At 30.3% G+C, this 21699-nt stretch carries 15 protein-coding genes, 1 tRNA gene and 2 pseudogenes; 10 read left to right on the forward strand and 8 right to left on the reverse strand.

The window, feature by feature from the left end; all coding sequences use genetic code 11:
* Positions 1–492: 492 nt before the first annotated feature.
* Positions 493–636, forward strand: coding sequence for a hypothetical protein (locus tag DK405_RS12970; protein ID WP_174197561.1), 144 nt, complete (start codon positions 493–495; stop codon positions 634–636).
* Positions 637–973: 337 nt separating this feature from the next.
* On the opposite strand, the gene topA is transcribed toward DK405_RS12970, so the two are convergent.
* The 3 genes from topA to rimM all read right to left on the reverse strand — a co-directional run bounded on the left by topA (position 974) and on the right by rimM (position 5103).
* A complete protein-coding gene (gene topA / locus DK405_RS01395) occupies positions 974–3340 on the reverse strand; it encodes a type I DNA topoisomerase (protein ID WP_045912339.1) in 2367 nt (788 codons plus the stop codon).
* A 92-nt stretch (positions 3341–3432) separates the two neighbouring features.
* Positions 3433–4389: a malate dehydrogenase gene (mdh, locus tag DK405_RS01400; protein ID WP_045912340.1), complete on the reverse strand. Its 957-nt coding sequence runs from the start codon at positions 4387–4389 to the stop codon at positions 3433–3435.
* Between the two features lie 219 nt (positions 4390–4608).
* Positions 4609–5103: a ribosome maturation factor RimM gene (gene rimM, locus DK405_RS01405; RefSeq protein ID WP_045912341.1), complete on the reverse strand. Its 495-nt coding sequence runs from the start codon at positions 5101–5103 to the stop codon at positions 4609–4611.
* A gap of 279 nt (positions 5104–5382) precedes the next feature.
* Between rimM and DK405_RS01410 the strand changes: the two genes are divergently transcribed.
* On the forward strand, positions 5383–7803 hold the full coding sequence (locus tag DK405_RS01410) for an AsmA family protein (RefSeq protein WP_231967558.1): 2421 nt from the start codon (positions 5383–5385) through the stop codon (positions 7801–7803).
* 297 nt (positions 7804–8100) lie between these two features.
* On the opposite strand, the gene fmt is transcribed toward DK405_RS01410, so the two are convergent.
* Both fmt and def read right to left on the reverse strand, forming a co-directional pair.
* Positions 8101–9024, reverse strand: a complete 924-nt coding sequence (gene fmt, locus DK405_RS01415; protein WP_045912343.1) for a methionyl-tRNA formyltransferase — start codon at positions 9022–9024, stop codon at positions 8101–8103.
* Positions 9021–9566, reverse strand: a complete 546-nt coding sequence (def, locus tag DK405_RS01420) for a peptide deformylase (RefSeq protein WP_045912344.1) — start codon at positions 9564–9566, stop codon at positions 9021–9023. The genes fmt and def overlap by 4 nt, the downstream gene beginning before the upstream one ends.
* 247 nt (positions 9567–9813) lie before the next feature.
* Here def and DK405_RS13580 point away from each other — a divergent pair, with 247 nt between their 5' ends.
* Positions 9814–12237 (forward strand): toprim domain-containing protein, encoded by a 2424-nt coding sequence (locus DK405_RS13580; RefSeq protein ID WP_231967559.1) that lies wholly within the window; start codon positions 9814–9816, stop codon positions 12235–12237.
* 51 nt (positions 12238–12288) lie between these two features.
* Positions 12289–13308 carry an Rpn family recombination-promoting nuclease/putative transposase gene (locus DK405_RS01435; RefSeq protein WP_109510562.1) on the forward strand — a complete coding sequence of 340 codons (1020 nt, stop codon included), beginning with the start codon at positions 12289–12291 and terminating at the stop codon, positions 13306–13308.
* Positions 13309–13317: 9 nt separating this feature from the next.
* Here DK405_RS01435 and DK405_RS01440 read toward each other — a convergent pair.
* A pseudogene (locus DK405_RS01440) lies at positions 13318–14073 on the reverse strand (type IV secretion system DNA-binding domain-containing protein).
* Between the two features lie 456 nt (positions 14074–14529).
* Between DK405_RS01440 and DK405_RS01445 the strand changes: the two are divergent.
* From DK405_RS01445 to DK405_RS01455, 3 genes and pseudogenes are all read left to right on the forward strand, one after another.
* Positions 14530–15555, forward strand: coding sequence for a hypothetical protein (locus DK405_RS01445; protein WP_045912261.1), 1026 nt, complete (start codon positions 14530–14532; stop codon positions 15553–15555).
* A 114-nt stretch (positions 15556–15669) separates the two neighbouring features.
* Positions 15670–15990, forward strand: a pseudogene (locus tag DK405_RS01450) (transposase); the annotation flags it as partial.
* A 160-nt stretch (positions 15991–16150) separates the two neighbouring features.
* A complete protein-coding gene (locus DK405_RS01455) occupies positions 16151–16663 on the forward strand; it encodes a hypothetical protein (protein WP_231967560.1) in 513 nt (170 codons plus the stop codon).
* Between the two features lie 36 nt (positions 16664–16699).
* Here the strand turns inward: DK405_RS01455 and DK405_RS01460 are convergent, their stop codons facing one another.
* On the reverse strand, positions 16700–18253 hold the full coding sequence (locus DK405_RS01460; protein WP_045912263.1) for a SurA N-terminal domain-containing protein: 1554 nt from the start codon (positions 18251–18253) through the stop codon (positions 16700–16702).
* A gap of 80 nt (positions 18254–18333) precedes the next feature.
* Between DK405_RS01460 and tpiA the strand changes: the two genes are divergently transcribed.
* The 3 genes from tpiA to DK405_RS01480 all read left to right on the forward strand — a co-directional run bounded on the left by tpiA (position 18334) and on the right by DK405_RS01480 (position 19920).
* Positions 18334–19083 (forward strand): triose-phosphate isomerase, encoded by a 750-nt coding sequence (tpiA, locus tag DK405_RS01465; RefSeq protein WP_045912258.1) that lies wholly within the window; start codon positions 18334–18336, stop codon positions 19081–19083.
* An 8-nt stretch (positions 19084–19091) separates the two neighbouring features.
* The gene (secG, locus tag DK405_RS01470; protein ID WP_231967563.1) at positions 19092–19382 is read left to right on the forward strand and encodes a preprotein translocase subunit SecG; all 291 of its coding nucleotides are present in this window, start codon (positions 19092–19094) and stop codon (positions 19380–19382) included.
* A 461-nt stretch (positions 19383–19843) separates the two neighbouring features.
* Positions 19844–19920 (forward strand) — tRNA-Arg (locus tag DK405_RS01480).
* A 181-nt stretch (positions 19921–20101) separates the two neighbouring features.
* Here the strand turns inward: DK405_RS01480 and DK405_RS01485 are convergent.
* Positions 20102–21682, reverse strand: a complete 1581-nt coding sequence (locus DK405_RS01485) for a lysine--tRNA ligase (protein WP_045912256.1) — start codon at positions 21680–21682, stop codon at positions 20102–20104.
* Positions 21683–21699: the final 17 nt, after the last annotated feature.

Consider the following 21699-nt stretch of genomic DNA (forward strand, 5'->3'; position numbering starts at 1 on the left):
CTGTTCGGAAAAATTTGAAAATCTTTTTCTGTGTTTGTATTGGGAGTTAAGTTTATATTTTCTAAGCTAAAATTTGTCTTATTGAAATTATGGTAGTAGTTACTTTTATAAAATTTAATAGTTAATAATTGATGCAATGCTGTTAGTGCAAAAAAAATTGGGGCTATACTAACAAAATATTGAGTGTAGTTAATATAGAATTCCCGAAAGTATGGAGATTCCATATCATGTATTAAGTGTCCCAATAATCCAGAAATTGCTACTACTGTATTTAATAGTATTAAAACTGTGTATATAAAAACTATTTTGCCATTGAACTTAATATGTAATAGTGATTGTGCTAAATATATCCATGCTACCATTAATGTTTGTGTAAAAAACACATTCATAATATTACTACCACTCCAAAATATAGCTTCGTAAAAAAATAGTAAGTCAATTGGATATTTGATAATTATTGTTTGTAAGCTGTAATAAGAACAAGTAAAGCTAATGAAAACAATAAAAATAATTAATGTTAAAGTTATACTTGTTAAGTTATATATGTTAATCGTAACAAGATGTAAAAGAATTATTGCTACTCCAAAACAAGATAGCCCTAATATAAAAATTAGGTTATTTATTATGGGAATATAGTTATTTAAGATTACCTGGGTACTATATATCTGTGGAAATATAATGCAAATAATTCCTATGAGTGCTAAGTATTGTAATATCTTAATTAGGTGATAACGTTTTGGTACAGAATTGCTAATATTGATTGCTAGTATACAACTAGTAAGTAAGGATAACATTATTGGTAAGTGACTACATTCGACAGATGCACAGTTGAATATATCTTTATTAATAAACAGAGAAGATAAAAATGGCATTTCTACACAAAATAATATTGTAGAATATATGATTTTAGCTATGATAATGACAATGCCTAATTGCTTTATATATGCTGAGTTATTGACTAATTTTATTCTCATTAAGATTTTGATTTAGCAACTTTATCAGAGTTAGTAGATGCATCTTTTTTTGTTTTACGTAATTGAGGTGAAGTGCTTGTAATTATTTTTATGCAGTCATTAATTGATAAATTAAGATAATCATAATTTTTTGGTATTGAAATAAACTTTCCATCGTGTTTCAAATATGGGCCATATCTGCCAACAGCTACAGTGATTTCTTTGTTAGTATTGGGATTTAATCCAATTACTTTAGGTAATGCAAGCAATTTTACTGCTGTTTCTAATGTTATATCCTGTGGACTACTGCTAATTACAGATATTGGCACTCTTTTTGGCTTATCATTTTTATTAGTACTATCTTCTCCTGCTTGAATATACCAACCAAAAGGCCCTTCTTTAAGGTATATTGTTTTTTGCATATCATCTGAGTAACCAATTGCTTTATTATTTTTACCTTTAGGTAGATTATCATTATTTTCAAAAGCGGCTGCAATATTGCGAGTAAAATTACAGCTAGGATAATTATCGCAGGCTAAAAATGCTCCATATTTGCTTAGTTTTAATGATAACTTACCTACTTTGCAGAGAGTACACAATTTATGATTAGTTTCATCATTTTGTGCTGGAAATAGAAAGTTAGATAATAAGGTTTCTATCTGAGGTATTATATCTGTAATTTTATATTGCTCTATTTCTTGTACGTTATTATTAAATCCAGTCCAAAAGTTTTTGAGTATTTCTTGCCATCCAATCATTCCTTTAGCAATGCTATCAAGTTGGTCCTCAAGTTTGGCTGTAAAGTCATATTCAACATACTTTTTAAAAAATGCAGTTAAGAATGCTGTAACTAACCTTCCTTTATTTTGTGGTATGAAACGTTTTTGGTCTAGAATAACATAATCTCTTTCTTGTAATACAGATATAATTGTGGCGTACGTTGATGGTCTACCAATGCCAAGATCTTCAAGGGTTTTGACTAGTGTAGCCTCAGAATAACGAGGAGGAGGTTCAGTAAAATGTTGTTTTGGCAAAATATTTTTTACTTGCATCACTTCATTTTGGCTTAGATTAGGTAGTAGTTTTTTATTTTCTTCTTCGTCATTAATTTCTTTGTAAACTTTATAGAAACCATCAAAAGCTATGGTTGAACCAGTAGCTTTAGCTACATGTAGTTGATTAAAACTAGCAAAATTAATTGATTCTAAGTTTAGAATTACATTTTCCATTTGGCAAGCTACTGTACGTTGCCAAATTAATTCATATAATTTTAGATAATCTTTTTCAATTTTGTTTAATAGCAACTCTGGTGTTAAGTTAATGTTAATAGGTCTAATAGCTTCATGAGCTTCTTGTGCATTTTTAACTTTTGATTTAAATGCTCTAATTTGTTTAGGTAAATAATTATTACCAAAGCTTGAACTAATAAAGTTTCTAGTTTCATCAATGAAATCTTTAGACAGCATTACACTATCAGTTCTCATATAGGTAATCAGAGCAGTAGATTCATTATTTAGATCAATTCCTTCATAAAGCTTTTGAGCAATAGTCATAGTTTTTTTAGCTGTAAATCCTAATTTACCAGCGGCTTCTTGTTGTAAGGAAGAAGTAATAAATGGTGGAGGAGGGGATTTTTTTCTTTGTTTTCTGGTAATGTCAATAACTTTGAATTGTTGATTTTCAATATTCTTAACGATGTCTTGAGCTTGGGATTGATTAGTGATGGAGAACTTTTCTAATTTATTGCCATCAAATTCTATTAGTTTCGCTGTTACTATTTCATCTTTGTTGCTAATCATATCAATGTGAATATTCCAATATTCTTGAGATATAAATTTTGATATTTCTTCTTCGCGTTCACAAATTAGCCTGAGTCCTACAGATTGTACTCGTCCAGCTGACTTACAGCCTGGTAATTTACGCCATAGCAAAGGGGAAAGGCTAAATCCTACTAGATAGTCTAATGATCGTCTAGCTTGTTGAGCATTTACTAAGTTTAAATTAATATCGCGTGGCTGTTGTAGTGCATCACTCACAGCTTTTTTAGTAATTTCATTAAATATTATTCTTTTAAAATTAGCAAAAATCTTTTTTTCTTTTAGTACTTCTACGATATGCCAAGAAATTGATTCTCCTTCTCGATCAGGGTCAGTTGCTAAATAAATACATTCTGATTTTTTAGCAAGATCACAAATGGTTTTAATATGTCGAGTGGATTTTGGATTAATTTCGTATTTAATTAAAAAATCTTGCTCTGGCAGTACTGATCCTGCTTTTGCAAGTAGATCTCTTACGTGCCCATAAGATGCTACTACTTGAAAGTCTGAACCTAAATATTTATTTATGGTTTTAGCCTTTGCTGGAGATTCTACAATTAATAATTTCATTTTTAATTCAAAGATTTGTATTTATGAACTTTAAAGTATAAAAGTGTTTAAAGGTTATATTTATTTTAATAATTTTTCTACAGCACAATTGATTATAATTCTTGAACAGTAGTAATTAATTCTCTAACTGCATTAACTGATTGTGTAAAAGCATGTTGTTCGATCTCAGTTAATTCAAGTTTGATAATTTTTTCAACTCCATTTTTCCCTATTACTACTGGCATGCCAATATATAAACCTTCTGATTTTATACTATAATAATTTTCAACATAAACTGAACATGCTAAAATTTGTTTCTGATCCTTTAAATAGCTTTCAACCATTGTCATTGTAGCTGCTGCTGGAGCATAATATGCTGAACTTTTTTGTAGGAGACTAACTATTTCTTTTCCTCCATCTCTAGTTCTTTGTACTATTTGATCAATTCTTTCTTTGGTGCTCCATCCCATTTTTACTAGTTCCATGATTGGTATACCTGCTATTGTTGAGTATTTTACTAACGGTATCATAGTATCACCATGGCCACCTAATACCATAGCATTAACGTTATTAATTGATACGCCAAACTCTTGGCTTAAGAAGTACTTAAATCTAATTGAGTCAAGTACTCCAGCCATTCCTATTACCTTTTGATGATCAAAGCTTAAGTTTTTCTGCATAACCCAGACCATAGCATCTAGTGGGTTGGTAACGACAATAACCAAAGCATTTGAAGAGTAGTATTTAATTTGAGCTGCTATATCTATCATTATTTGAGCATTAGTATTAACTAGATCATTTCTGGACATTCCAGGTTTTCTAGCTATGCCGGCAGTTACTATAACAACATTTGAATCTTGAATTTCTTGATAATTATTAGTGCCAGTTATGTTAATACAAGATTTACCAATACCCATGCTTTGTGATATATCTAAAGCTTTACCTTGAGCAACTGCTTTCGTTTTATCTACTATTACTACATCACCTAACTCCTTAACAGCGATTAAATGAGCTAATGTTGCTCCAACATTGCCTGCTCCTATTATGGAAATTTTTGCTTTATAGCTCATATTAACCTCTTAGTTATTTAATTTAGCAGATATTATAGTATTGCATTTAATGCGATGTCAAAATATTTTAGTCATGTTAATACTGCTTAAGACGCGTTTTAACTTTTTAACTTTTTCTAATTTACAATAAACAATCGAAGTAGCCAAATATGATTGTATTGTGAATAATTTTAGTTTGAAATTTTACTGAGCGTAGTATAGTTTAGATCTAAACATATTCTATATGAATTCAGGTGGTACTATAACAACAAAGTCTTCTGTTATTTGAGGAAATATTTCATTAGTAAATGGATACATAATCTTTTTTCCGTCATTATATACTACTTCAATAATATCGCCTGCATTATAATTACAGATATTATTAATTTTACCAATTATTTCTCCTTCTAGGTTCTTGACTTTTATTCCATTAAGATTTGCAACATAATATTCTGAGTCTGGTAATTGTGGTAGTTCATGCTTATAAATATATAGTTTTGTACGTGCTAACTGCTCAGCTGCTGTACGGGTTACAATTTGATCAATATTACATATAATTTTTTTAGATAGTATTTTGGCTGAGTGAATTTTTATAATATTTTTACGATAATCTTTTAATTCATAGTTTAAAATATTACTAGCAGGATCAGTAAAAGATTTAATGGCTACCTGTCCTCTAATTCCATAAGGAGATGATATGATTCCAATAGGAATCAATTTACTTTCACTTGACATATGAAAATGTATTAATATGTGTAATTTTATAGTATACTCACAATAAAATTATGAATATTATGAAAACCTATGATTTTCTTAATAAGAACTGAAAAAATATGCTATAAAAACTTAATTATTAAGCATATTACAAGAATTATACAGAAATAATTATTTAAAGTAAATCGTATGAGGAAAAAAAATTATTTTTTTACCATTGCCTTACTGCTACTTATAGGCTCAATACTATCAATATATTTATTTAACTATAATAGACTTTCGAAACAGGTAGAACAATTTGTGCTATCAAATAAAAAATTGTCGTTTAATACTAATCTAGAGTTTAAAAATTTTCCAGTACCTCAAGTTTGTGTTGATAATTTATCTGTAGATAATAAGCATTTTCTTATAAAGAAAGTAAAGATATATTTTTCGCCATTATCATTACTTATTTTTCGACCTGTAATTTCACATTTGGTAATTGAAGATGCTAATATCATGATTGATAGGCCAAGATTTGATTATATGGTAAACCTAATTGATAGTATTTATGAATTTTTGCCTGGAAGCTATGATATACAAATGAAAAATGTTAACTGTGTTAATAGTAATAGCAATATAATACGTACAGTTAACGAGTTATCAGCTAATTTAGTGAGTGACCATTATCAGATTCAAGGTGTTTTTGATGGTATTCATAAAGTAAAAGGTGTACTTCCTTGTGAAAATCAACAAGAAATTAATCTAGACTTTTCTTCTGTAAATTATGTTTTTACATTTAAAGGGGTGTTAAATAAGCATCAATTACCAGTAGGTAATTGTAAATTGTTAGTTAAAGATCTATCCAGTTTTATTAATAGTTATTATTACGATATTGATTCTATATTAACTAAATTTAATACTAATGAGCATGTTGAAATAATTTTTGATACAGAGATTACAGACCAGATGATGTCAATTAAAAATCTAAAAATTAATTCAGATTCCATAGAAGCCGTAGGAACTCTCACTTTTTTTAATGATACACATACTGCTGATGTAATCAGTATAGCATTTAATAAGTTAATAATGAATCAATTATTTTCTGGTAACGGTAGTAGTAATATTGCTGGCTTTCAAAGCAAAAAAACAATGAGTATTCCTACTACTGATAGTAATATCGCAATTACTGCTAAGGAAGTTATTATATATGATGAGAAGTTTACAAATATATCTTTTGTTAGCGAAGTTAGAAACCAAATTATGAATATTAGTAATTTTTCTGGTGTGATTAATTCTGGCGGCAACTTTCAAATGGTTGGAACAGTAAAACAAAATCAATATAGGTCATTATTTGAAGGGCAGGTAAAATTAGAACATAGAAATATTAATGACTTGCTATCGCTATTGAATTTAAAAAATATAGCAGTAAATGAAGTACAACCTATGCTATTTGAAAGCAACGTTAGGTCTACGATTATCGATCATCAGTTATACGATATAAATATGCAGATAGGAAAGGCTAGAGTTCAAGGTAGTATGTATAATAAGTCAATAGGTAACAATTTATCAAGGATTTATACTAGATTAACATTATTTGATTTTAACTTTAATAAATCAAATTACCCTCTAATTTCTTCACTATTAGAGTATTATCAAAGCTTAGGTACTGGCATTGAAGAACATAATTATTTGATGAAATTTGTTCCTTTAAATACTATTAATTATAATGCATGTTTTTTTTTAAATTTTAAGTCAGTTACTTTTAAAGGGAGGGAAACACCTAACAAGCTTGCTGTACTAGTGTATTTATCTCCGGGGCAAATAAACGTTGATAATTTCTATTATGGAGATGAAAAAAATCATCTTATAGGCAAAGTTAGCTTATATACTAAGGATATAAAGCCTAGAATTGATATTGCAATTGATAAAGGAGAGTTATATCTCAATACTGATAACAGTCAGCTATTTGATAATATGAAAAAGATAATTAACAAGCTAAAATACAATAAGGTTGTTGTTAATTTAAATACTAATTTACAAAAATTTTCATATAATGATAAACTGATACAGGATTTCATATCAAAATTTTCAGTTCAAGACTCAATTGTTCAGGTAAAGGATATTAATTGCAGTATTGATAATGGAGAGTTTCAAGCTAAAGGTAGTATATTAATGTCTCCGTTAGCCATGACATTAGTATATGCTTATAACTCGTTTTATATACCTACTTTTTCTTTTATTTTACAAGATAAAGAATCTTTCTTGCCAAAAGGGTTTGCCAGTATGCAAGGCACAATTACTACTAATGGAGAAAATTTAGCTGATATAATGAATAATTTCAATGTTACAGCTAAATTTGTTGCCAAAGATGTTGAAATAACTGATATCTCACTTGATTATCTAATTGATAGGGTTACACAAAATAATTATGTGTATGATAACTTAAAGAAAGATATTAATATAGCTGCAAATCATGGTAAGACGATCTTTCAAACAGTAGAGGGGGATTTTAAGCTTCATAAGAATGCTTGGCAGTTTAGTAACTATAAACTTAATACAAAACAGTTAAACGGGGAAGGGACAGGGCTAATTAGGTTAGATCAAAGTAAATTAGAATTTAATTCTTACTTAAATATTAATAGTACTAAGAATAGAAATAATTTATCAAATCAAAAATTATATTTGAAGGTTAATGGTAGTTATGATAAACCTATTAAAACCATTCAATTTTATCACTAACTTAAGAATTCTGTATGCTTAAGTAAATAAATAGCTAATGAAATTCTGATAAGACAGTTTGTGGTAATATAGAAGATGGGCTTGCAATCTAAGAGAACTTTACGTTAGGTTTTAGCATCATATGCTAAAGCTTCTTCAAGTTCAATTTCAATTTACATTGGAATATGTTTCGCACTTTAACTTTGGAAAGTTTTTGTGCTTATTAGCAATAGCTATTGATACAAGAGTGTTAACTAATTTTAATGCGACGCCGTTTGGCTGTATCAACAAAACACTGCATATCTAACCATCATTAATTTATGGTAAAACAGTATCTGGTAAGATATGGTAACCACATAAAAACTGACTAGAGCTTAGTTCTTTCCTTCCAGGGAGCTGCAATGATAATAGTTCTAAGAAATGTTTTTGACATGCTACCAATAATTTACCATTATTAACTACCTGCACAGTTCCTGGTTGTAAATTATGACTATTATTTACAATTTTGGATTTTAAAACTTTAATGTTGCAATTATTATAAGTAAAAAAAGTGCCTGGCCATGGGTTCATACCTCTAATTTTACAATCTATGGTATAAGCACTTTCATGCCAATTAATTTTGCTTTCTGATTTAGAAAGCTTATGTGCATAAGAAGCTCCATATTGCGATTGCGGAATACGTGGCAATGTATGAATATAGTTTATTGCTTTTACTACCAACTTAGCTCCAACTTTGGCGCATTGATCATGTAGTTCACTAAAACAAATATTTTTAGCTAAATGGAATTTTTGAGACAGTATTATATCTCCAGTATCTACTCCTTGATCCATCTGAATAATACAAACAGCAGTTTCTTTTTCGCCATTAATAATAGTGCGTTGTATTGGTGCTGCACCACGATATTTTGGCAGCATTGACGGATGAATATTAATACATCCATATTTTTTCATTTTTAGAATGGCTTGAGGAATAATCAAGCCATAAGCTGCAACTACAATTACATCCGCATCTAAAGTTGCTATCAAGTTTTGTACATCATTGGTTTTTAAACTATCTGGTGTATAAACAGGAATAGATAAAGCGCTAGCTAGCTTATGTATGGGAGATCTTTGAATATTTAAATAGCGATCACGCTTTTTAGGCTTGCTGGTAAAGACAGCTATTACATTATGCCTCGATAAAACAAGTTCCTTTAATGCTGGTATAGCGAATTCTGGACTTCCCATAAAAATTATTTTCATTTATCATAAGCCGCATCTTTAATTTTGGATAGTGTGTTTAAGGCAGCCTCTTTTTTTAGATTAGATAAATAGTCAACTAATAAAATACCATCTAAATGATCTACCTCATGCTGAATAGCCCTAGCTAACCATCCTTCAGCATTAAGTGTTTTCAAATTGTTATAATAATCAAGATAAGTTACTTGAATTTCATGATAACGAGATACTTCAATAGCCTGTTTTGGTAATGATAAACATCCTTCTTTTGCTGTTACTGTTTGATTGGATATGGCTTTAACAATAGGATTAACCATAAACAATGGATACTTATATTCGCTGTTGGTTATATTGTCTTCTTTAATATCAACTTTACTTAGATCAAGAACTATAATTCTTTTTGATACTGCTACTTGTGGTGCAGCTAACCCCACTCCATGATTGTGATACATAGTTTCTAGCATATCATCCATAAGTTGTCTAATACTGTCATTAACAGTATCAACTGGAGATGCAACTTTCTTTAAAATAGGATCAGGAGCAGTTATAAGAGATAATATTGACATAATTAAATCCAAAAAACTATTTTTTCATTGATTATAAAATAAAAAGTAATAAAAACAATATTTTTCAGGTTGATCAATAATTTACATAAATTGTAACTCATATGTAATAACATGATCTATAGGTAAAATTGGTCTTCTAAGGCAGATAGTATAAGTATGAAGATTTATATAGGTTTGGCATAATGATTTTTGTCAACCTTTTGTCAACCTTGATTGGAAGAATAGTAAATTTGAGCTGCAGGATCGTTTGATAATTGCTGACCATAAAGAAGCTGAAAATATTAATCAAAACATCAGAAACTACATGAAGGAAAATGGTGCTCTGAAAGGTCCAGAATACAGCATTTTAATTTCAGGAGCCGAATCAAAAAAATATGCTAACTACATGGCTGGAGACCGAATTGTATTTCAAACAAACGATAAGGATTTACAAATACAAAACAGTGAATTTGCAACTCTAGTATCAATTGATGAAAATAAGTTTGTAGCTAAGACAGATACAGGAAACGAGGTAAGCTTTGATTTGAATAAAATAAGCTTTAAACATGGATATGCTACAACAGTTTGTAACCCACAAACAGCTGTCAAAAAAGATGTATATGTTCTTCATAATAATGGTGTAGGAATAGAAAGTTCTAACATAAGCATGATAGGGAATGCAGAGCAAGTACGGCTGTACTACAATGTGCAAGCTACAAAAAATGTTGCTAACCTAATAGAGCAGCTTAGCACAGCTAAGACAGACTCTATCAATTCAAAAGAGGAGAATAATGATGTTCAAGCAAATGAAGTAAGGCAATATCAATCTGCTCAAAACTATAGAAAAAACGATTATTATTCAAATAGCGAGGAAGACCTACAAAAATTGAAGGATGCAATAGCTTATAGAGCTGACACTATAGCTCGTGATATTCTTGGAGATCCAAATAAGCGCCTATCTACATACGGAAAATTACGTTGGGGAGACACTGGCAAAATACAAGTAACCACCGAGGGCAAGTACGCTGGAAAATGGTATGACTTTAGTACAGGACAAAAGGGTGATTTATTATCCCTGGCTCAAAGAGAAAGAGGATACAGCTTTTTTGAGGCAAAGGAATATTTGAAAAGTATGGTTGGAATGTCTAATATTAGTCAACGGTATCAGAGACCGCCTAAGACTGACGATTCTCAACAATACACTCAACAATCTGAAAGTGTTAAAATCGCAAAAGTTCAAAACTTGTATGAACGATCAAGCAGAATACATGGTTATGAGATAGATACGAGCCCAAGCGCAGAAGTTGAAATAGTAAAAAAGTATCTTGAAAATCGTGGTATTACTTTTGACAAAAGCACCGCAAGTTCAGACTTAAAAGCCAGTATACTGCTTGATACTCAAACGAGAGAAAATTATCCAGCATTTACAGCATTTGCAAGAAATTCAAAAGGGGAAATTACCGGAGTACAGGCCGTATATCTAAATTTGGCAGGAGATAAGGCGAATATTTCAATTAACAGAAGATCTTTCGGCAAAATCAGCGGATCGTTCATAACAATCGCAAAGCGAAATGCGAATGACCCTAATATAACAATTATAGCAGAAGGCGCTGAAACAGCATTGAGCTTGCAGCAATCAGGCATTAAAGGTAATATCATTGCTAGTGCAGGAATTTCGAATTTGAGAAATTATTCACCATTTCCTGGTGAAAAAATCATCATTGCAGCAGATAATGATAGCAAAAATCCTATAACTTATAATACTGTAATTAAAGCTGCAAAAACGTTAGAAATGAAGGGAGCGATAACTTGTATAGTCAAACCACCAGAAAATGGTGATTTTAATAATCTGTTGCAAAGTTGTGGAGACCAGTCAATTAGAGACATTATAGAACCTGAAATTACTAAACTGACTAAGGCAGTTGAAACAACCAAACTTACTCAAACAGAAAATAATAGTATAGCAAAACAAAATGATATTACGAATGTTAAAGAATTGTATAATAAATCTTCATCTCTATACTACTTTAAACAAGAAGAGGAAGCTAAGGTGGAAACGATAGTAGTAAACAAATTTTTAGAAAACCATACAGGAATTTATAGTGCAAAAATCTTTAACAATTCTAATTTAAGGGCAAATATGGTTTTTGATGAAGAGACTCAAAAATCCTGGCCTGCACTCACTATTTTTGTTAAAAATGACAAAGATGAAATTACTGGAGCTAAGATATTAGCTCTGAATTCAAAAACATGTAATAAAGCTGATGTAGCTGAAAAATCTGTTGGTACAATTAGTGGGTCATTTGCTGAAATTGCTCAACAGAATTCAAAATACTCACCTGTAACAATCATTACAAAGGATATTGAAACAGCGTTAACCATTCAACAAGCTGGAGTCGAAGGCAAAATCTTATGTGCAATTGAAGCCGAAAATTTGCAAAACTATAATCCTAGCCCAAAAGAAAAGATCATTCTAGCAGTTAAAAATGACGTAAATACTGAAAAAGCTGAAAAAGTTCTAGAGGATAAGGAAGCAGTAGTCTGTACAGTCAAAAATGACTTCAATAATGTATTAAAAACTCAAGGATTATATGCTGTTAGAAATATTATCAGCCCTGAAATAAGAAAACTTAATGAAAAAATTGAATCAATACAAACTAATATACAACAAAGATTATGTCCGAAACACTAGGCAGAGTATGACACAGCATTTTTTATTTAAAAAACTATAGAGTGAAAAAATATGACAAAAAAATTAAAGCATGATTCATTGGCAAAGACAATCATGAGCGATCCAGTAGCTGCACAAGAATTTCTAGAGTATTATTTACCAAGCGATTTCAAGAGTTTAATAGATTTATCACAAATAAAAGTAGAGCAAGAGAGTTATATAGAAGAATCGTTAAAGAAAAAATACAGCGATATCGTCTATAGAGTTGCAACCAAAAAGCATGGCAATGCTTTTATTTATATATTAATTGAAGCTCAATCAACCGTCGATTATTGGACAGCTCTGCGGTTATGGAGATACACATTGTTATTGTGCGAAAGGCATAAGAAAGAAAAAACTAAATTACCATTAGTGTATAATTTAGTGATCTACAACGGCAAAGAGGTCTACAACGCACCTAGGAATTTGTGGGATTTATTTACCGATTCAATGATAGCTAAGCAATTAATGACTTCTGACTATCAATTAGTCGATTTGCAAAGTATGTCGAATGATGAAATTGTTAGAAAAAAGCATATCGGAATGCTCGAATATATGCTAAAGCACATTCATCAACGAGATATGTTAAAGCTTTGGGAAGAGTTTCTAATAAAGTTCAAACATGTTTTAATACTTGATAAAGAAAAAGGCTATATTTACCTAAGATCATTTTTATGGTATACTGATACTAAATTACTAGAGAGTCAGCAACCAGAATTAGAGCAGGTTCTGGCTAAGTATTTATCTGAAGAAGAAAAAAGTAATATTATGAGAACTATTGCTGCAAAATATATTGATGAAGGTATAGAGATTGGTGAAACTAAAGGCATAGCTAAAGGCATAGCTAAAGGCATAGCTGAAGGTATAGAGATTGGTGAGATTAAAGGCATAGCTAAAGGCAGAGCTGAAGGCAGAGCTGAAGGCAGAGCTGAAGCCGCGCGAGGGCTTGCAAGGAACTTATTAAAAGCTGGCCTTTCAGTTGAATTTATTTCTGAAAATACCGGATTGTCAAAAGAAGAAGTGATTAATTTAAAAAATAACATAGAGTATTAATTTTTCGAATTAATACTCTACTAACTTAAGTTTTTTGAGCAATTTATATTCACAAACAAAAGCTGTATTTAAGTTTTGTAGCTGCATAGTTAGTTTTGTGATAGGAAAGTTACCAGCAAGCTTTACATAACAAGTTAGGTCTGGTAGGTTCATAATTTCAGATGGCATAACTAAAATCTTTTTACGCTCAACATTATTCATATTTACTCCATCTCGCATAGTATTTGAGCCATATGACAAGTTCTCTTGAGTTTCAATAATTTCTTGCTCACCTAGTGTTAATGCTGACTTATAAGCTGTAACCTAATCGCTAACTCGAAAAATAAATTTACTATTAAACAAATCAAGCATAGAAGCACATTCAGCAGCCCCATATATTGCTTCTAATTGATGAATGTTTTGCAACCCAGCAACAAAGCAGCCTCCATACTTTCTACTTTCAGCTAAAGCAACTGGTAAAGACGAAACTTTTTGTAGAGCTGGCAGTTCATCAAGTATAAACCACATGTTTTTGTTATCATGATTAGGATTTCTACACATCAAAGCTTTGATAGCTATGCTGATCCAGGCTGAAATAAGTGGGCATAAAGTAGCTCTTTGATTTGGGGTAGCTGTGATAAATAGCCAGCCAGTTTCATTTGAATTACTAAACCATTCTTTTATGCTAAAACTACCTCCAGGCTTTAAATATTGTAGCGAAGTAATATTCTTTCCAAGAGTAGACTGAATTCCTGCAGAAGTTTCAAGTGCGCTTTCGCTTATAATACCTGATACGGCAGTGTTTCTTGTTTATTTAATTTTTTTTTTTTATAACTCAACATTCTCTCTTTGTATACCTCTTATTCTCTACATTTCATATTTCCACTTATCCTAATCTGGCGTTCATAATAAGAGATAATAACAGAAATCTACTAACTTTCTTGCGGAATAATGTTTCAACTCATATCTGTTTTATTACAAGACGTCTTTCGCTATTTAAAGCATACCAGACACTGTCATCTTATTAATTTCTTAGTACTCATATAATTTCTTCTCTTTTTAAAATGACGGTGATTGCTTGAAAAAATGTTTAATTAAACTTAATAAATATTGCAATAATACATAAGTTTTTTAATTTATTTTGCATATTCATTAACATTAATTTGCTGATTATAATAATACATTTTATTATTTTAGCAGAAGGTTGAAGGTATATTAAATAAATTAAGGGAAAATTATTATATGAAAAATTTTACACATCTTATACAACAACTTTCTCATACACAGGAAGATTGTATACTTGTTAAATCTAAGGAACAATTACCAACAAATATAGCCTACAATAGCGATAGTCATAGTCTTGGGTTGCCACAATATAATATTTGCAACCAAATTTTTATTAAATTACAAGGCTACCTGTACCAGCTTAGTCAATGCATTTGGAGCCCACCTTCTAATGAATCAAATAGTACTGTATATTCTATGGATTGTAGCGAAGCGTTTGGATTTTCTGTCAATAATGATACTAAGATAGATATAGATGATGAAAAGTATGCTCTTAGATTAATAAGTCCTGAAGCAAATGAATGGATTAAAAAAAACGCTTGTGAAACAATAAAAAACTGCACTTCAAATGCTTTAGACGCTATTTCTAGTGAAATTATAGCGTACAATAAAGAAGCAGCTAATGAAAAATATGAGCCCAGTATATCGCATAATGCGCAGTATGCAATCATAGGCGCAAGCGTGGTATCTGCAGGATTAGCAATATGGGGTGCTAAGTATTGCATCACAAAATACCAAGAGTATAGGCGTAATAAGCAAAAAATAGATCTTATCTCACATGTCAGCAAAGATTATGATGATAATGCTGAAAAAGAACCTTGTATTTCTTCTACGTCAGAACGTAACATTGTTAATATCAGTAAAACTGATAGTTTTACTGAAGCTAAAGCTTTCAATTTAAATGCAGAACCTGGATCAGCTCATGCAATAGAATTAATAATTCACAAAAGTAGCCAAACTAATGATTTTAGCACTGATGTAAACCTTGCATTACAAGAACTAAGATGGTCAGAAGATAATGATAATTATAACGAGATTACTACTTATACTTCATCGTTTGATAATGTTATAAAGAAAGCAAAACATATTACGACTCATGCTGATATACATCATTCTGAGGCAGTAAAGAGCTTTGAGCTATCAACCAATGTTGTAGGAGAGATAAAAGAGAATATATATGAATCACTAGATAATATTAGTTAGGTTACATGCAAATTTTTAACTGATTTTAACCCGCTAGAAAAAAGTTAGCGCAAGTTAAGGCTTTATTAAAAGATATAAAATCTGTAGGAAAGTTATTGTTGTCTTTACGCAGATGAGAGCGGTTTTGTTAGTAGTACACCTAGAACTCACGGATATGCAGCAAAAAGCATGAGATGTTATGGCATTTTAGCATCCATCAAAAAAACTAATGTTATAGGAGCATTAGTAGATAAATTGCTGCTAACCATATCAATTTTTGACTGCAATGTTAATACTGCTATTTTTAACTGTTGGATAGAACAGGATTTAATTCCTAAATTACATAATAATTCTGTAGTTGTGATGGACAATGCAACTTTTCATAAAAGTTTGCATTTAAAAACTATGATAGAAAAGGATATACATATATGGTTTAACTATAGGAATAATATTTGATTGATTTTATTAGGTAGTTGCGTTACTATTCAATGATTAGTTGAATTTCAATAAACTAATTGCTTTAATCACTGAATGAAAAAAGGTATGTATGTTTAAACGATTAAGAAATGCATTACAGCTTAAGCCAGCAACGTTTCGACCAGCTAGTAGTCCGGCTGTGGCTGAAGCTCATGAAAGTACCGAGGCAAGAGAGAATCAGAAAGTTCAGCAGCAAAATGAGAATAGCTTTGGAGTAGCTGCTAGTAGTGGACCCAAGCCTGAAAAACACGTTTCGTTTAGCGATAATGTTAAAGTGAAGGTAAGAACACCTAGTCCTATTAGTTCTACTAGTCCTTCATGTAATCCAGAAAGCAGCTTTATTTTTCCAGAAACACCTACTGAACAATCGCCTTCAATTCCTTCATCGAGCATATTAGCTAGATATTATGCTTCTTCTGAAAGTACGGCTACTTCACCAGAAACTCAGCATAATCCTAAATCTGGTATATTCAAGGGCAAAACTTTGGAGCAACGGATGAAAATGCTATGTGAGGCTAATCTTGTGTCTCAAGGTATTTTACCTAAACCTGATAGTACAGACGATCAAGCAGAAAATTCAGATCAATGCAGCGGCGAAGAGCTTTCAGTTGATGTGGCTGGTGCATGCGGCGGTTATGATCATGATGGGTGATACTAATTAAATTAATGTAGCCTATAAAAGGAGAAATTATTTAACTTCTCCTTTATATAAATTATATAGGTATGTAACTAACTCATGATATACTAAATTTTTAAAGCTACCTTTAATATCTTCTGTTAATGACAAAAATTTTGTTGTTAAGTCACGATCTGTTGTAATTGCTGATATGAGTGCTACATAAGCATGTTGGTTTGATGTAGAGATGAAAACATTTGAAACTTGGTGTTTTTTTAAAGTTAGCAATTGCTCAACAAATTCTTTAGGAAGTTCTATAGTATTGTTATTTAATCTGGTTACTATTACATTTGGCTTTACAGTTAGTTTATATTTCTTAGCATCAGCAATAAAATTATCAGCATTAGTCGTTTGCTGAAACTTATTCAAAAGTTCGATGTTGCGTTCTCTGATAGTATTTTTTTTCCATTCTTCTTGTACTTGATTAAGTACATTATCAAATTTTTCAACAGCACTAGGAATGATTTTTTGAATACTGACTATAATCAGCATCTTTGATGAAACATCAAGCGGATATGATGTTTCATGCTCTTCTAATGCAAAAATAGCATCAGCAACATTACTCAAAATTTTATTATTAGCTAATTTTTGCTTAGTTACATTATTTAATGTTAGTAGCTTTACATTTAGCATTTTAGCTATTTCTGACGAATTACTGCCTGACGCTACTTCATCTTCCAATAGTGTTATAGTATCATTAAATAATTTATCAACCTGATGATTAACATATTTTTCTCTAACCTCAGCAATATTTTTGGTAAAGCTATTTTTTTCTGAAAATTGATCACTATGAGTGCGATAGAATTCTTCTAGTGATTTGTTGTCGACAATAACTTTGTTTTTAAAATAATTGTTGTCAAGTACTATATAGCTAATATGACGCTGCTCTGGTTTTTCAAACTTAGATTGGTTATTATTGTAAAATTCTTGTAATTGTTCGCTTGATGGAGAATCAAGAGTTGGTTGTAGCTGTTCATTTTGCAAATCAATACTTACTAGCTGAATATTTCGTGTTTCAGCAGATAAATTAATAATATTTTTGGTTAGTATACTTGGAACATAGTTATTATTAATAAACTGACGTAATAATATTTCTGATAATTGCTGTTTTGCAGCTTGATCAAAATATTGTGGTTCACTGATATGTAAATTTTTGAGTATGTTTCTAAAAATATTGATGTCAAAATTCTGGTTATTATTAAAAGCTTTTGAATTTTGAATAAATTTAAAAACTGCTGCTGTACTTAAAGTTAAATTATATTCATGCGCTAATTGTTCTAATACGTGAGTACTTATTAAATTGTTTAATACTAGTTCTCTTATGTTATTTTGTGTAAGAAGATTTTGATCAGAATTTTGTGGTATTTGATGCATTGCTAGTTTTAGTGCTTGCATAAACTCGCTTTTAGTAATATTTTTAGCCTTAGAAAAAGTTACAATGTCAGATCTATTATCATTTGAATGAAACATTGTACCTATGCTCCAGAAAACAGAGGCTAATATTAAAATTAATATTAAGATTTTAAACGCAATGCTATGTGAGGCTGTTCTTAATTTATTTAACACTGTAACTTGTATAATATTATGTATATACCAATACAATATTTAAGTATTATAAATCTGCAAGTAATTTTTTATCTTAAAGTATGGAATCAATTGTAGTTTCTAATTGGAAAATGCACTTTAGTTTTTCTGAAGCTTGCAATTACCTAAATTTAATAACTAGCTTAAATAGCAATTTAAATATTGCTAGGATGATATTTGCTGTACCAAATTTATATTTATCTGGGCTTAAATTAAAATTTAATGACACATATCATTTTTCAGCTCAAGATGTAAGCATGATTACAGAAAGTAGTGGCCCATATACTGGTGAAATAAGTGCTAGTATGTTGAAAAACTTAAATGTGAACTATGCTATAGTAGGGCACTCAGAACGAAGGCTATTATTTTATGAGGATGCCAATACAATAGCATTAAAAGTAAGAAATTGTATCAATAATGCAATAATCCCAATTGTATGTATAGGAGAACCAATTGAAGCGCGAAAAAATAAAACATATCTTCAATATATAGCTCAACAGTTAAGTAGTATATCTTTTAGTTTTACTAAGAACATTATTATTGCTTATGAGCCAGTATGGTCAATTGGCAGTGGTATGATTCCTACCATTGATGATATTTATGAGGTAGTAACTATGATTAGAGAAATACAAAATAGGCATATACCTCATAATATTGAAAATAGTGTTAAAATAGTATATGGTGGTTCTGTTTCAGCTAATAATATTAACCAAATTCTAACAGCTGGCGTTGATGGAGTATTAATTGGTAAGGCATCTTTAAAATTAGAAAATTTAACTACAATAATAAAAACAGTTCAAGGTTTAGATTAAATAAAATGATGAATATACTACTTTTTATACATATTGTAATATCAGTATTATTAGTTACAGCAATATTACTTCACAAAACTGGAGCAGATAGTTTAAGTGGACTATCTGGTAGAAATGAAGGAATAGGGATTGTAACATCAAAAGCTGCTACCAGTTTTTTAACGCGAATAATTGTAATATTAGCTACATGTTTTTTTATTAATGCCATTATACTTGCTAATTTGTCATCTAAAAAAAATACAAGCATTACTGATAAATTGCAATTACAAGACAGTAATACTGTATCACTTGCTAAATAAAATTATGCTTAAGTGAAATATTAGATCCTCTGCAAAACTAAGAAGGAAGATGTAAAGGTTTTGCAAGAAGAACTGCTACAATTTTTTGCTTAATAGAGAACTTTTTCTTTTTTATTAGAAGGCTGAAAAATTTTTAGGACCAGAGTTCAATATTATGAATTATGTCATGTGGAGATATAGAAATATAATTCAAGCTTAAGAAAATGAATGAAATGAACACTAATTTCACTAAAATTTGAAAAAGTAGTTATGCTTTGTTCTTTTGTTCTTATGTCTTAACTTTTTGATTTGTATAAACAGTATCCCTACTTTATTTTATGTAAATTCTTATATCAAACTTTGCTATTAAAACCATACATTGTAGTACATTCTTGACAGTAACATATTTTACTAATATACTCTACCACTACTGAGTTGTAAGTTTTGAAGATTCTTAAGAAAGTAATTTAATGTTGTGTTATGCACCTATAGCTTAACTGAATAGAGCACATGACTACGGATCATGAGGTTAGGGGTTTGAGTCCTCTTAGGTGCGCCATTTTTCTATGCGATATACTAATTATTTATGGCACTTTGGACAAAAATATTATATTTTATGTCTCAATTGCTAAAAAATAAGAATTTTATAAAAATTATAATTCTTTTCATGAATTTTTTGCACAGCTCTTGATTGTAAGAACTGTGCTTCATTCCTTAAATCTTATTGTATACTATATTATTTAGTTATTTGTTAATTTCTCTTTAATAAGAGCTTTAGTATTATCAATACCAAATAGTTTTATGAAAGAACCTAGCCTTGGCCCATCTAATTGCCCAAGTAAAATTTGATACAGTTCTTGAAAATAAGACCTTAGATTACCATCATATCCATTATTTATGCCAATTTTATAGATTGCAGATTGAATCGTTTCCGCATCTGCTTCATATAAATCAGTTAATGTGAGATCAATTTGCTCTAAGATTGTACGTTGCTGTATTGATGGTATCAGATATTTTTTTTGTACCTTCACGTAATCATTATAATACCTAATAGCGAACTCTATTAACTGATCAAGATATGGACAGCTGATTGCAGATGCATCTGGTGCGTATTTGTTAATAAATCCCCATAATACGGATTTATTTTCTGGATTGCATACTGAAGCTAGATTAAGTAATAGACTGAAATTTAAATTATAGGTATCAATATTTGGAACCTTGCCTAAGTGAATATGATATACTGGATTAGCTAACCTAGCTACTTGATCATCTGTTTGATGGTATTTTTTTATAAACGCTAAGTAATCATCAACATTTTTGGGAATAACATTAAAATGCAACCTTTTTGCTTTAGTAGGTGATTGGTAAATAAATAACAACATGCTTTCCATAGGAGCATAAGTTAACCATTGTTCAACAGTGATACTATTTCCTTTAGACTTAGATATTTTATCTCCTGTGTCATCAAGAAAAAATTCATAGAAAAATTGTATAGGAGGAATTCCATCAAGCGCTTGACATATTTTTGAATATATATGTTGATTTATCATATGGTCTTTGCCATATATTTCATAATCTACTTCTAATGCTGCCCACCTCATTGCAAAATCTGGTTTCCATTGTAGCTTACACCTGCCTTTAGTAACTTCTGTTTCAAAAATTTTGCCTGTATTATGATTCTGAAAAGTTATTGTACCTGCATCTTTATTAACTTTAATTGCTGGAATTTGTAATATTTTACCTGTTTCTGGACAAACTGGTAAAAATGGACAATAAGTTGCTTGTCGCTCCTCACGTAATGTTGGCAACATAATTTCCATGATTTTTTCATAGTTTGCTAAAACTTTTAATAACATTTTATCAAACATTCCAGAATTATAGCATTTTGTAGCACTGTAAAATTCATATGTAAAATTAAACGTATTTAAAAATTGTATTAGCTTGCCGTTCATGTAGTCACCATAACTTTTTGCCTCATTAAACGGATCTGGAATTGATGTTAAAGGCTTATCAAGATGCTTCTTAAGCATATCTTGATTAGGGAGATTAGTTGGTACTTTCCTTAAACCATCCATATCATCGGAAAAGCATATCAGCTTAGTAGGTATATTGGATAGTTGCTTAAATGCTTCAATTACCATTACTGTTCTTGCAACTTCGCTAAAGGTGCCAATATGAGGTAATCCAGAAGGTCCATAACCTGTCTCAAATAAAACATATCCCTTAGATGGAACCTTATAGTTTAGTTTATTCAGGATTTTTTGTGCTTCAATAAATGGCCATGCTTTTGATTGCATTGCATGATTCAAAAATTCTAACATTTAGTCTTATTTCAATA

The organism is Orientia tsutsugamushi (assembly GCF_900327275.1).
Classification (GTDB): Bacteria; Pseudomonadota; Alphaproteobacteria; order Rickettsiales; family Rickettsiaceae; genus Orientia; species Orientia tsutsugamushi.